This window comes from Mesorhizobium sp. WSM4810 (assembly GCF_055811235.1).
Map to the genome: position 1 here is coordinate 219,881 of NZ_JBVVQV010000009.1, position 12,563 is coordinate 232,443.

13 protein-coding genes and 1 tRNA gene are annotated in these 12,563 nt (G+C 63.2%); 5 read left to right on the top strand and 9 right to left on the bottom strand.

Going from position 1 to position 12,563, the window contains the following annotated elements; genetic code table 11:
• Positions 1 to 24: 24 nt before the first annotated feature.
• The 5 genes from recJ to AC0L3O_RS16175 form a co-directional block, all read right to left on the bottom strand.
• On the bottom strand, positions 25 to 1,809 hold the full coding sequence (recJ, locus tag AC0L3O_RS16155) for a single-stranded-DNA-specific exonuclease RecJ (protein WP_473535338.1): 1,785 nt from the start codon (positions 1,807 to 1,809) through the stop codon (positions 25 to 27).
• A gap of 61 nt (positions 1,810 to 1,870) precedes the next feature.
• Positions 1,871 to 2,854 (bottom strand): class II fructose-bisphosphatase, encoded by a 984-nt coding sequence (gene glpX, locus AC0L3O_RS16160; RefSeq protein WP_473616027.1) that lies wholly within the window; start codon positions 2,852 to 2,854, stop codon positions 1,871 to 1,873.
• A 142-nt stretch (positions 2,855 to 2,996) separates the two neighbouring features.
• On the bottom strand, positions 2,997 to 4,310 hold the full coding sequence (locus tag AC0L3O_RS16165; protein WP_473535340.1) for a homoserine dehydrogenase: 1,314 nt from the start codon (positions 4,308 to 4,310) through the stop codon (positions 2,997 to 2,999).
• Between the two features lie 47 nt (positions 4,311 to 4,357).
• Positions 4,358 to 5,575: an LL-diaminopimelate aminotransferase gene (locus tag AC0L3O_RS16170; RefSeq protein ID WP_077383891.1), complete on the bottom strand. Its 1,218-nt coding sequence runs from the start codon at positions 5,573 to 5,575 to the stop codon at positions 4,358 to 4,360.
• Between the two features lie 79 nt (positions 5,576 to 5,654).
• The gene (locus AC0L3O_RS16175; protein WP_473535341.1) at positions 5,655 to 5,972 is read right to left on the bottom strand and encodes a hypothetical protein; all 318 of its coding nucleotides are present in this window, start codon (positions 5,970 to 5,972) and stop codon (positions 5,655 to 5,657) included.
• Positions 5,973 to 6,144: 172 nt separating this feature from the next.
• Between AC0L3O_RS16175 and AC0L3O_RS16180 the strand changes: the two genes are divergently transcribed.
• The 4 genes from AC0L3O_RS16180 to AC0L3O_RS16195 all read left to right on the top strand — a co-directional run bounded on the left by AC0L3O_RS16180 (position 6,145) and on the right by AC0L3O_RS16195 (position 10,675).
• A complete protein-coding gene (locus tag AC0L3O_RS16180; protein WP_473535342.1) occupies positions 6,145 to 7,980 on the top strand; it encodes a PHA/PHB synthase family protein in 1,836 nt (611 codons plus the stop codon).
• Positions 7,981 to 8,193: 213 nt separating this feature from the next.
• Positions 8,194 to 9,450, top strand: coding sequence for a YcbK family protein (locus AC0L3O_RS16185; RefSeq protein ID WP_473616029.1), 1,257 nt, complete (start codon positions 8,194 to 8,196; stop codon positions 9,448 to 9,450).
• Positions 9,451 to 9,639: 189 nt separating this feature from the next.
• Positions 9,640 to 9,714, top strand: a tRNA-Glu gene (locus AC0L3O_RS16190).
• Positions 9,715 to 9,880: 166 nt separating this feature from the next.
• Positions 9,881 to 10,675, top strand: a complete 795-nt coding sequence (locus tag AC0L3O_RS16195; protein WP_473616030.1) for a hypothetical protein — start codon at positions 9,881 to 9,883, stop codon at positions 10,673 to 10,675.
• Between the two features lie 72 nt (positions 10,676 to 10,747).
• Here AC0L3O_RS16195 and AC0L3O_RS16200 read toward each other — a convergent pair whose 3' ends face one another.
• From AC0L3O_RS16200 to AC0L3O_RS16215, 4 genes are all read right to left on the bottom strand, one after another.
• Complete coding sequence (locus AC0L3O_RS16200; RefSeq protein WP_473535345.1) at positions 10,748 to 10,927, bottom strand: Lar family restriction alleviation protein; 180 nt, start codon at positions 10,925 to 10,927, stop codon at positions 10,748 to 10,750.
• 342 nt (positions 10,928 to 11,269) lie between these two features.
• The gene (locus AC0L3O_RS16205) at positions 11,270 to 11,446 is read right to left on the bottom strand and encodes a hypothetical protein (protein ID WP_473535346.1); all 177 of its coding nucleotides are present in this window, start codon (positions 11,444 to 11,446) and stop codon (positions 11,270 to 11,272) included.
• Positions 11,440 to 11,598, bottom strand: coding sequence for a death domain-containing protein (locus AC0L3O_RS16210; RefSeq protein ID WP_419693510.1), 159 nt, complete (start codon positions 11,596 to 11,598; stop codon positions 11,440 to 11,442). The genes AC0L3O_RS16205 and AC0L3O_RS16210 overlap by 7 nt, the downstream gene beginning before the upstream one ends.
• A 234-nt stretch (positions 11,599 to 11,832) precedes the next feature.
• Positions 11,833 to 12,156 carry a hypothetical protein gene (locus tag AC0L3O_RS16215; protein WP_473616032.1) on the bottom strand — a complete coding sequence of 108 codons (324 nt, stop codon included), beginning with the start codon at positions 12,154 to 12,156 and terminating at the stop codon, positions 11,833 to 11,835.
• 148 nt (positions 12,157 to 12,304) lie between these two features.
• On the opposite strand from AC0L3O_RS16215, the gene AC0L3O_RS16220 reads away from it, so the two are divergent.
• A complete protein-coding gene (locus AC0L3O_RS16220; RefSeq protein ID WP_023802594.1) occupies positions 12,305 to 12,439 on the top strand; it encodes a ribbon-helix-helix protein, CopG family in 135 nt (44 codons plus the stop codon).
• Positions 12,440 to 12,563 lie beyond the last annotated feature (124 nt).

The following is a 12,563-nucleotide window of genomic DNA, read 5'->3' on the forward strand; positions in this document are numbered from 1 at the left end:
CCGCGCAGAAAACGGAAGCTATCCTCAGGCGCGCGCGGCATCGACGATGCGGAACTGCACCGTGCGGTTGCCGTTCCAGTGATTGCCCGACAGCGAACCGGCGACATGCACCGGCTTGCCCCTGTTCTTGAACAGGAATTCGCCGAGCGCCGTATCGACGGCGCGAAACGCGATCGCCTGGATGCGTCCACCGCTCTCCGACTGCAACTCGGCGCGGATGTGATTGGTGCCGACCGGCCTCGCATCGGCAAGGCGATGGCGCGGCAGCGCGAAGACCGGTGCGACATGCCCGGCGCCGAACGGGCCGGCTTTCTCCAGTGCATCGAGCAGGCCAAGCGTCGCGCCTTCGGCGGCCAGCGCGCCGTCGATCGCCAGGCTTTCCTCGCCTTGCAGCCGGAACACCTCGGCCGCCGCTCGTTCCTCGAAGAAGGCCCTGAGCGCGCCAAGTTTCGCCCGCTCCACCGTGATGCCGGCCGCCATGCCATGGCCGCCGCCCTTGACGATCAGCCCGGCAATGGCCGCCTCGCGCACCAGCCGGCCAAGATCGAAGCCCGACACCGAACGGCCGGACCCGGTGCCGACACCATTGGCGTTGAAGGCGATGGCGAAAGCCGGCCGGCGCGCATGGTCCTTGAGCCGCGAGGCCAGCAGGCCGACGATGCCCGGATGCCAGTTGGAGCTGGCGGTGACGACGATGGCCGGGCCATTGCCGCCGGCAAGCTCGGCATCGGCCTCGACGCGGGCCGCGGCCAGCATTTCCAGTTCCATCTGCTGCCGCTCCTGATTGAGCCGGTCCAGCGTCTCGGCGATGGTGCGGGCCTCGACGGGATCGTCGGTGGCGAGCAGGCGGCTGCCGAGTGCTGCGTCGCCGATGCGCCCACCGGCGTTGATGCGCGGGCCGATCAGATAGGCCAGATGAAAGGTGCTAACCGGCTCGCCGATGCGCGAGACCCGCGCCAACGCCGCCAATCCTTCGTTCCTCTGCTGGCGTGCGATCTGCAGTCCCTTGACCACGAAGGCGCGGTTGACGCCGGTCAGCGGCAGCACGTCGCAAACGGTGGCCAGCGCAACGAGGTCGAGCAAGCCGAGCAGGTCCGGCGGTGCGGCATCGGGCAACCGGCCGCGCAGGATCCTCGCCGTCTGCACCAGCGCCAGGAAGACGACGCCGGCGGCACAAAGATGGCCCTGCCCCGAAAGGTCGTCCTCGCGATTGGGATTGACGACCGCAACCGCTGCCGGCAACGGACCGCCGAGTTGGTGGTGGTCGAGCACCACGACATCGGCGCCGGCAGCGTTCGCCGCGTCGATGGATACGGCGCTGTTGGTACCGCAATCGACGGTGACGATCAGCGTCGCGCCGCGCGAGACGAGTTCGCGCATCGCTTCCGGATTGGGGCCGTACCCTTCGAAGATACGGTCCGGTATGTAGATCTCCGCAGGCACCGAGAAATGCGTGAGGAACCGCTTGAGCAGCGCCGACGAGGCGGCGCCGTCGACATCGTAGTCGCCGAAGATCGCCACCTTTTCCCTGGCAACGACTGCCCCGGCGATGCGGGCGGCGGCCTTGTCCATGTCGGTCAGCGACGCCGGGTCCGGCAAAAGATCGCGGATGGTCGGATCCAGGAACCGCTCGGTCTGCTCGGCGGTCACGCCGCGCCCGGCAAGCACGCGCGCAACGATGTCCGGCACGCCATAGCCTTGCGCTATGGCAAGCGCAGTCATGTCCTGCCGCTCGGTCAACCGGTGCTCCCAGGAAACACCTGATGCCGACTGCCTGACATCGAGGAAGATACGGTTTTCGCCCGTCATGCGACGCGCCGTCTGCGGATTGTCATTTCTCACAATATGCGACGGCCAGCCGAGTCGGGAATCAAAACTTTTCCAGATCCTGGTGCCTGGCCTTGATCTCGCGCACGGTGCGCGACGACGAGCGCAGCACGATCGTATGCGTGGTGATAAAATTGCGGCCGAACTTGACGCCGGCCAGCATGTTGCCGTCGGTCACGCCGGTTGCCGCGAACAGCACGTCGCCGCGCGCCATGTCTTGCGCGCGGTAGACCCGCTTCGGATCGAGGATGCCCATCTTCGCCGCGCGCGCCAGCTTTTGCGGCGTGTCGAGGATCAGCCTTCCCTGCACCTGGCCGCCGGTGCAACGCAACGCTGCCGCCGCCAGCACACCCTCCGGCGCGCCGCCGGTGCCGAGATAGATGTCGATGCCGGTTTCGTCCGGATCGGTGGTATGGATGACGCCGGCGACGTCACCATCGCCGATCAGCCGGATCGCAGCGCCCGTGGCGCGCACCGCCTCGATCAGCGCGCCATGGCGCGGCCGGTCGAGGATGCAGGCGGTGATCTCCGACACCGCCACGCCCTTGGCCCTGGCCAGGCTGGCGATGTTTTCGGCCGGCGCGGCATCGATGTCGATGACGCCGTCCGCATAACCCGGGCCAATGGCGATCTTGTCCATGTAGACGTCGGGCGCGAACAGAAGGCTGCCCTTTTCCGCAATGGCGATGACCGCCAGTGCATTGGGCAGGTTCTTGGCGCAGATCGTCGTGCCTTCGAGCGGATCGAGCGCAATATCGACCGCCGGGCCTTTGCCGGAGCCGACCTCTTCGCCGATATAGAGCATCGGCGCCTCGTCGCGCTCGCCTTCGCCGATCACCACCGTGCCGTTGATGGCGAGGCGGTTGAGCTCTTCGCGCATCGCGTCGACCGCGACCTGGTCGGCGGCCTTTTCGTCGCCGCGTCCGCGCAATCTGGCTGCCGCAACGGCGGCGCGTTCGGTGACACGCACCAGTTCCATTGTGAGTATCCGGTCAAGGCCGGCGACGATGTTCTGGGCAACGTTCATCGGTGGACAATCCTCGTTGGCACATTGCCTCCCGCCAGAGGCGCGCCGGTTGTGTCAAAGCTCCATGACAACAGCAAGACCTCTGCGGGTCTTTTTTGAAAACACAACGATATCAATCGATTGAAGGAGAAAAGCGATATGCCTATTCCGCCCGCTCGATGCGGATGACCTGCGGCTTGTCGGTCAGATGATCGTCCCTGGTGATGCCGTCGACGGCCTTGCGGACCGCCGCTTCCGTCGTCTCGTGGGTGACGAGAATCACTGTCTTCTGCAAGGCGGTATCCGGCCCGGCGGCGTGCTGCACGATCGATTCCAGCGAAATCTCGTTGTCGGCCATGCGCTTGGCGATGGCGGCAAAGACCCCGATGCGGTCATGCACGGTCAGCCGGATGAAATAGCCGCCCGCATGGCTGCGCATCTGCGCCTTCTTGTACGGCCGCAATTCCTTCGTCGGCAGGCCGAACACCGGACCGTGCTGGAAGCCGGGCCGGCTCTTGGCGATGTCGGCAATGTCGCCGACCACCGCCGATGCAGTGGCGTTGCCGCCGGCACCCGGACCGGAGAGCAAAAGCTCGCCAAGGATATCGGTTTCGATGGCCACCGCATTGGTGACGCCGTGCACCTGCGCGATGACCGAGGCCGTCGGCACCATGGTCGGGTGCACGCGCTGTTCGATACCGCTTTCCGTGCGCTGGGCGACGCCGAGCAGCTTTATCCGGTAGCCGAGATCGCCGGCCGCGCGGATGTCGGCCTGGCTGATGTTGGAAATGCCTTCCATGTAGATGTCGTTGGCGGCAATCCTCGTGCCGAAGGCAAGGCTGGTCAGGATCGACAGCTTGTGCGCGGTATCGTGGCCCTCGATGTCGAAGGTCGGGTCGGCCTCGGCATAGCCCAGCCGCTGCGCATCTTTCAGGCAGTCGTCGAACGACAGGCCCTCGGCTTCCATGCGGGTCAGGATATAGTTGCAGGTGCCGTTGAGAATGCCGAAGACGCGGGTCACCGAATTGCCGGCCATCGCCTCGCGCATCGTCTTGATGACCGGAATGCCGCCCGCCACCGCCGCCTCGTAATTGAGCAGAACACCCTTTTTCTCGGCGGTCTCGGCCAGCGCCACGCCATGCTTGGCGAGCAGCGCCTTGTTGGCGGTGACGACGTGGCGGCCGGCTTCAAGCGCCGCTTTCACCGATGAATGCGACGGCCCTTCGTCGCCGCCGATCAGTTCGACGAAGACATCGATCTCGGCGGTCTGCGCCATGGCTACCGGATCGTCGAACCACTTGGCCGCGCCGAGATCGACGCCGCGGTCGCGTTTGGGATCGCGGGCCGAAACGGCCGACACGACGACCTCGCGGCCGCATTGCCGAGTCAGTTCCGCCGCCTTGTCGCGCAGCACGCGCGCCACCGAAGCGCCGACAGTGCCGAGACCGGCGATTCCAACACGCAACGCTTCAGCCATGTCCGGCGACGCCCCTCAAGAATTTGGTCGATGTGATCTGTGGCAACTCAACGATGCGCGGCGAGCGGCACCACATTGTTGGGCTGTTTGGCGCTGGACGCCAGGAAGCGCTTGATGTTGCGCGCCGCCTGCCGGATCCGGTGCTCGTTCTCGACCAGCGCGATGCGCACATGATCGTCGCCATGCTCGCCGAAGCCGACGCCCGGCGCCACCGCCACGTCGGCGTGCTCGATCAGAAGCTTGGAGAATTCGAGCGAGCCGAGATGCTTGAACGGCTCCGGGATCGGCGCCCAGGCGAACATCGACGCCGCCGGCGCCGGGACGACCCAGCCGGCGCGGCTGAAGGCGTCGACCATGACGTCGCGGCGCTTGTGGTAGATGTCGCGCACTTCCGCGATATCGGCGCCGTCGCCGTTGAGCGCGTGCGCGGCAGCCACCTGGATCGGCGTGAAGGCGCCGTAGTCGAGATAGGATTTCACCCGCGTCAGCGCCGAGATCAGCCGCTCGTTGCCGACGGCAAAACCCATGCGCCAGCCGGGCATCGAAAAGGTCTTCGACATCGAGGTGAACTCGACCGCCACGTCGATCGCGCCCGGCACCTGCAGCACCGAGGGCGGCGGATTGCCGTCGAAATAGATTTCCGAATAGGCAAGGTCAGACAGGATGATGATGTCGTTCTTCTTGGCGAAGGCCACCACCTCCTTGTAGAAATCGAGCGAGGCGACCTGCGCCGTCGGGTTCGACGGATAATTGAGGATCAACGCCAGCGGCTTCGGGATCGAATGGCGGATGCCGCGCTCCAGCGCCGGAATGAAGCCGTCGTCCGGTTCCACCTGCAACGAGCGGATGACGCCGCCAGACATGATGAAGCCGAAAGCGTGGATCGGATAGGTCGGATTTGGGCACAGGATCACGTCGCCGGGCGCGGTGATCGCCTGCGCCATATTGGCGAAGCCCTCCTTCGAGCCCAGCGTCGCCACCACTTGCGTGTCCGGGTCGAGTTTCACGCCGAAACGGCGGGCATAGTAATTGGCCTGGGCGCGGCGCAGGCCCGGAATGCCGCGCGACGATGAATAGCGGTGCGTGCGCGGGTCGCGCACGACCTCGCACAATTTGTCGACGATGGCCTTGGGCGTCGGCAGGTCCGGATTGCCCATGCCAAGGTCGATGATGTCGGCGCCGCGCGATCGGGCACTGGCCTTCAGCCGGTTGACCTGCTCGAAGACGTAGGGCGGAAGCCGGCGGACCTTGTGAAATTCTTCCATGTCGTTTCCAGTGGTGGGTTCAATTCCAGACGGTCAAAGTGGTTTTGGCAAAGGTGGTTGTCGGTCGCGCGATATAATCCTATTTGCAGGTAGGGTCGAGGGCGGGATCGCATTTGGCTTCGATCTGCTTCAGCGCATCGGCGCCGTGCAGCTTCGCCAATGTGTTCAGCGCCGCCGGGTTCGCGACCTTGACCGCGCCGCCCTTTGAGCCCTGCGCCTGTGCCTCCGCCTTCAACTGGGCGAGCTTGGCGTTCTTTTCCGCCTCGGTGAATTGCTCCGCCGCCGCCTGCGGCGGGATATTCAGGTTCGGATAGGTGCCGGTGTTCTTCGGCCCGTCGGTAGCCGCGACAGGCGTGGCGCCCTCGACGTTGGTGCTCGAACAGCCGGCGATCGCCAAAAAGACGACCGCCGCGCCTGTGCGGCAAAAACGACCAGTGCCAGAAAAAACAGTTTTGCCAGTATCAGTCGTCATATTGTTTCCCGGGCAGCCAAGATAGAGCGCGTTGGACCCTGTTGGATGTGCCATGATACTATGTCAAGAAAACGCTTCGGGAGGAACCCCGCGAACCATGTCCAAAACACGCGATTCGGGCAAAGCGGAAGATGACCGGCCTTCGACCGTCGAGCAATATCTGGTCAAGGATCCGGAGCGCTTCGCCTTGAACATGGCCCGCATGATCGAGCAGGCCGGCAAGGCGGCTTCCGCATGGGCCGAGCCGCGCGAGAAAGGCGAGGTGCGCGATCATGTCGCCGAGCCGGTCGTCGATATGGTGAAAACCTTCTCCAAGCTCAGCGAATACTGGCTTTCCGATCCGCAGCGCGCGCTGGAGGCGCAAACGCGGCTGTTTTCCGGCTACATGACCGTCTGGGCCAACTCCATCCAGCGCCTCAGCGACGGCGGCGAAGACGCCGAAGGCGCGTTCAAGCCCGAGCCCGGCGACAAGCGTTTCCAGGACCCGGAATGGGGCCGCAACGCTTTCTTCGATTTCCTCAAGCAGGCCTATCTCGTCACCTCACGCTGGGCGAACGAGCTGGTCGAGCACGCCGACGGCCTGGACGAGCACACCCGCCACAAGGCCGGTTTTTACGTCAAGCAGGTGTCCAACGCCATTTCGCCGTCGAATTTCATCCTGACCAACCCGGAACTGTTTCGCGAGACCATCGCTTCGAATGGCGAAAACCTGGTGCGCGGCATGAAGATGCTGGCCGAGGACATCGCCGCCGGCAAGGGCGACCTGAAACTGAGGCAGGCCGACTATTCGTCCTTCGAGATCGGCAAGAACCTGGCCACGACACCCGGCAAGGTGGTGGGCCGCAGCGACGTCGCCGAGATCCTGCAATATGACCCGGCGACCGAGACCGTGCTCAAGCGGCCGCTGCTGATCTGCCCGCCATGGATCAACAAATTCTACATTCTCGATCTCAACCCGCAAAAATCCTTCATCCGCTGGGCCGTCGAGCAGGGCCACACCGTCTTCGTCATCTCCTGGATCAACCCGGACGAGCGGCACGGCACCAAGAGCTGGGAGGCCTATATCAGAGAGGGCCTGCAATACGGCCTGGACACGATCGAAAAGGCCACCGGCGAACAGGACGTCAACGCCGTCGGCTATTGCGTCGGCGGCACGCTTCTGGCGGCCGCCCTGGCGCTTTTGGCGCAGGAAGGCGACCACCGCATCAAATCGGCCACTTTCTTCACCACGCAGGTCGATTTCACCCATGCCGGCGACCTGAAAGTGTTCGTCGACGAGGAGCAGGTCGCGGCCGTCGAAAAGGCGATGAACGAGAAAGGCTATCTCGACGGCACCAAGATGGCGACCGCCTTCAACATGCTGCGCTCGGGCGACCTGATCTGGCCCTATGTCGTCAACAACTACATGCGCGGCAAGGATCCCCTGCCCTTCGACCTGCTCTACTGGAACGCCGATTCGACCCGCATGGCCGCAGCCAACCACTCCTTCTACCTGCGCAATTGCTATCTCGAGAACAGACTTTCGCAAGGCGAGATGGAACTGGCGGGCCGCGTCGTCTCGCTGAAGGATGTCACCATCCCGGTCTACAACCTCGCCTCCAAGGAAGACCATATCGCGCCGGCGCTTTCGGTGTTTCTCGGTTCGAAATATTTCGGCGGCGAGGTCGACTACGTCCTGGCCGGCTCCGGCCACATCGCCGGCGTCGTCAATCCGCCGGCTGCGCAGAAATATCACTTCTGGACCGGCGGCAAGCCAACCGGCGACTTCAACGAGTGGCTCGCCAAGGCCACCAACCATCCCGGCTCCTGGTGGTCGCACTGGCAACGCTGGATCGAGGCCAAGGACGACACCCGCGTGCAGGCCCGCAAACCCGGCAAGCACATGAAAACCCTGGGCGATGCGCCAGGCACCTATGTCAAGGTGCGTGTGTAACCTTCTGTAATGTGTGGTGAGTTGACGCGCCGGTAAAAGAGGGCGAAATGGTGTCGTCAACCCTTAAGCATTCCCGATTCTTCTCTAGCCGTCGAATTACTCTGGGGCTTGCGGATTTGACACAGGTCTCGTTTCCGTTCGGGGACAAGGATTTATTGCGGCGAGACGTTTCGGTGCCGCCAATGAAGTACCGACCGGACATCGAGGGGGAATTTGGTTTTGAAATCAGCAGGATCGCGCCTCGCGAAGGGAGAAAGCCGCGCCATTGCGGCCGCGCTTTTCTCCGTGCTCCTAGCGTCCTGCACCTCGGCCGGCGACCCATCCCTGTCCGTCGGCATGCCCGGCTACAATGCCTCGGCACCGGACACGGCCTCCGGCAGCCAACAGGTCACCACTGATTCATCGTCGCAGATGACGACTTCACAAATGACGATGACCGCCAAGGGCGACGCAAGCCTTCCTGAGCAGGTCGCTCATGTGCCAGCGGCCAAGCCGGGGGCGCAGGCCCCCCAGGGAGGCGCCAAATCGGATGCCGGCTTCCCCGTCCCGGCCAAAGCGGGCGCAGAGGCGGCTGCGGGCCAGACGCCGCAGCCACAGGCGGCGCAGACGGTTGAACAGGCCGACGCTGCTGCGCAGAAGACTGAAACCGCCGATGCCGGCACGGCCGCGCCGAACTCCGCCGCGCCGGCGATGAGCAACCCGGTCTATGTGACCGCCGCAGAGCCGCAGGCCTATGCGCCGAAGAAGAAGGGGTTCCTCGCCTCTTTGTTCAGCACGCCTGCCTCGGCAGCACCTGCCCCGCAGGCCAGCAACAGGTCGGGCGAGCAGCCGCCGGCGGCGCAGCCCAAGGCCGCTCAGCCCAAGGCGGCTCAGCCCAACGCGGCGGCAAAACCCGCCATCACCCTGGCCTCGGCCAAATCAGCTGAAAAGCCGGTGCAACTGGCTTCGCTCGGCGATACCAGCCGTTTCACCGATGACGCGCTGCCTGGCGTGCGCAAGACCGCGCTTTTCGAGATCAAGCGCAAATCCGGCCTCGACGACGACAGCGACGTCGATCTGAACGAGGATGAAGGCGGCGCCTATCAGGTGGCATACGCTCCCGGACTTGCCCGGCTGGCGCCCAACGGTCTTTTGAAGCAGACCGAGAATGTCGACGTTGCCTGCCTGAAACCTTCGCTGGTCCGAGTGCTGAAGACGATCGAGGGCCACTACGGCAAGAAGATGATCGTCACCTCCGGCTATCGTGACCCGGCCCGCAACCGCCGCGCCAACGGCGCCAAGAATTCGCTGCACATGTATTGCGCCGCCGCCGACATCCAGGTTCCAGGCGTCTCGAAAGCGCAGCTGGCAAGCTACATCCGCAGCATGCCAGGGCGCGGCGGCGTCGGCACCTACTGCCATACCGAATCCGTCCACATCGACGTCGGTCCCGAGCGCGACTGGAACTGGCGCTGCCGTCGGCGGCGGTAACGGCCGGTTCTCCCTCTCGTCCATGCAACGCCCGCCGTGTGCCGTCTCAGGACGGCATACGGTGCCGCGTCGAACCAGGGAAATCGCCGAAAATGCGCGGTTTTGCGGTCACCGAAAAAAGTTGTCGCAGGTAGCGGCAGACGGGTTGCCGGTTTGGTGCAACGCAATTATAAGCGCTCACATCTGAGCGCGCCCATCGTCTAGCGGTCAGGACACCGCCCTTTCACGGCGGTAACAGGGGTTCGATTCCCCTTGGGCGTACCATCAATTTCAAGCACTTAGCAAACAATGCCAGCGATGCGTCGAATATGCATCGAATAAACGCCCGCGAATTTCCGTGAACAGATTCGGCGTGAGCCGGGACTCTTGTTGCTTTCCAATAGTTTCCTGCGACTGTCGCAATCCCTTAACACCATACGGGCGGGTCCGCATGACATGGGTGATTGGAGCTTCCTCCGTCTTTGGCGTTGGCCTGCTCGTCTCGGACGTCAGGGTTTCGCTTCGGAACGGCCAGCGCCGCCACATGCTCAGGAAGGTCTACGCCCTCGGCCCGTACTTTGGGCTAGGATTCGCCGGCTCGGTAGCCTGCGGTTTTACCATCTGGGAGGTTCTGCAGAGCCGCTACAGCGTGGCAACGCCACCGGGGAAGGCGTACGAGCCCGAAGCAGCGGCAGTGGGCATCCAGCGCATCGCGCGCGAGGTGTTCAGGCGCCAGCCCGCCGCTGAGCGTGATGTCGGCTGCCAGCTGCTCTTGGTGGGCTGTTCATTCAAACGCGACATGGGCTGGCCTGGCGCTACGCCCATCGCCATCATCCGCATGGTGGCGCCGCATTTCGTGCCACACGCTGCTACGCGAGATCTCTTCGCTGCTCTCCATATCGGCTCCGGGTCCAAGGTCCGCGAGTACAAAAGGCTGGTCCGAACCTATTTCCGTGAACCGGGCGCCACAATCAGTATGCAAGCAAGCGAGGGCTGGTCACAGATGATGGCGCTGTCTCTCAGCCTCGAAGTTTCTGACCATCCAGTGGATGGTGTTAGCCCGCATTTACACTTCATGACGATCAGGAAGGGTGAAATTGCACTCAAGACCAACGAGATCAGTACGACCGACAAGGATGGCACCGAAACGAGGCGCCTGAAGATGCCTAAGGTCGCGGAGAACTACTCTGCCTTCGTGGAGATGGTGAACGCCGCTGGGAACGAGGCCGGCGGCGCTATTGCTTGACTGTTCAACTACGGGAACCGCAATCCAAACAGCCCGCCACCGTGAGGGCAGCGGGCTACTGGTGTGTGCGGGTTAGTGCTTGTCGCTGCTGCCGCGATCGTTCCAACGCTTCTCTGCTTCAGCCCATGTGTCGGCAGTCGGGCCCTGTGCGCCGCAGCGCTTGCACTTGACGTGATAGTCGTCGCCGTCGAAATGCTCGACGGTGATGTCGCGGCTGTTGTCAAAGGGGCATTCGCGGAGGCGGGTTGGCATCGGGGTATTCCGTTCAATCTCGAAACCACTTCTAGTACCAGTCCGGTATTTATGGGTTATGAAAACAGCACACCCCACCGCCAAAGAGGCTTCCGACACGCTTCGGAAGCTTGAAACGATGCGCGCCGAACTCCTGTCGGAAGGCGCCCATTTCCGCGCCAACACGGTCGGCCAGGAAATCGATCTGATCCGCCGGCTTGCGCCCTCAAAGCGCGATGGCCACTAACCCGCAGCATTCATTATCGAGATTCAAAAAGTCCGCCACCGTGAGGGCAGCGGGCCTTGTCGTTTCGGATAAGGAATGACTTGTCAGTTTGCCTTTTCGCGGATCGCCTGGAAAATTTAGGAACGGAACTCCGCGCCCAGCTCGGGCGAGAGGCGGAATGAGCGCCCGCCGGTGGCGTCTTCGGTCTTGAATACCAGGATCATGTCCCCGTTCGCCGGGTCGAAGTTCGGGATGATGTATTCCAAGCGCTCGGCTTTCTCTAGGTAGTGGGCAACGCGGTCCTTCTTCAGCATGACGCATCCCCGGCGAGGCGCCTGATATCGGCGGCGATCGACAAGAAGGCCTCGTTGGGATCGCCAAAATCCTCCAGTCCCAATCTGTCGCTCACGCGAAGCTTTACCGCCATTCCTTCAAGCGTCTGGGCAGGGATCGCACAAATGCGCATGCCTGTTTCCCATTCCTCGCTGCAAACCGCGCTGAATGCCTCTTCCAGGGCTTCATAGTTGTGCTCGCGGTACCGCTCGTCTCTCAGGGCCGACCATTCCTCCCACTCGGCTTGGACGTGCGCTTTTTCTCTTGATTTCCTCACGCCATGCGCGAACCGGTTCCGGCTTCCAATCGTCCTTGGTGGCTACATCATGGAAGGACAGGGTTTTAAGCGCATCATCCTCTAGTTGTTTCAGGTGAGCGGCATCTGCGGCGATTTCCAGTCAGTGGGATGAAGCGGCCTTGGCGGCAAGAAGGCCTCGATCTTGCCGCTGACTCCTCTGTTAGCTTCCGATGCCCTTTCCATCCGGGCGTGAGCTTCTTCCAGTTCCTTATCGAGCCGGAACAGATCGGCGTCGGGATGCTCGGCAGGCGCGGCGACCGGCGTGGCTGAAGCATTGCGAACGCTGGCAGCGGTGGCGGCGAGAGCGAGGCCTGCCCCTGTCAGGTTGAGCAGGCGGCGGCGGTTGATCGCGGGCATGCCTTCGGCGGCAGCCCGAACAAGGGTGTTCGGCATCGGATCTTCTCCAATTCGGTTGTGTGTGAGGCTCTAGCGCTTCCGCAAGAACGGGAATTCTGATATCAGAGTTTTTATGCCAAAGCAAGAAACCGTGATATCAAAGAAACGGCGCGGCCCGGCCCCCACCGGAAAGGGTGTGCCGATCATGGTCCGCCTTCAACCGGACATGCTGGCGGGCGTCGATCAATTTGTTGCCGAGCATGATGTTTCGCGACCTGAAGCCGTCCGATTAATCATTCGTGATTGGTTGATCAGACACCAGGTACTGAGAGCCGAGTGAAATCCTGGGCGATCCCGCAAGGCCCCCGGCTTTGCGGGTTTGCTAATCCCCGCCCGATCAGGACGCTTCCTGCACTTCCTCGACTTGTGGCGTCACGGGTGCAGGATTAATGACGTAGGTGTTC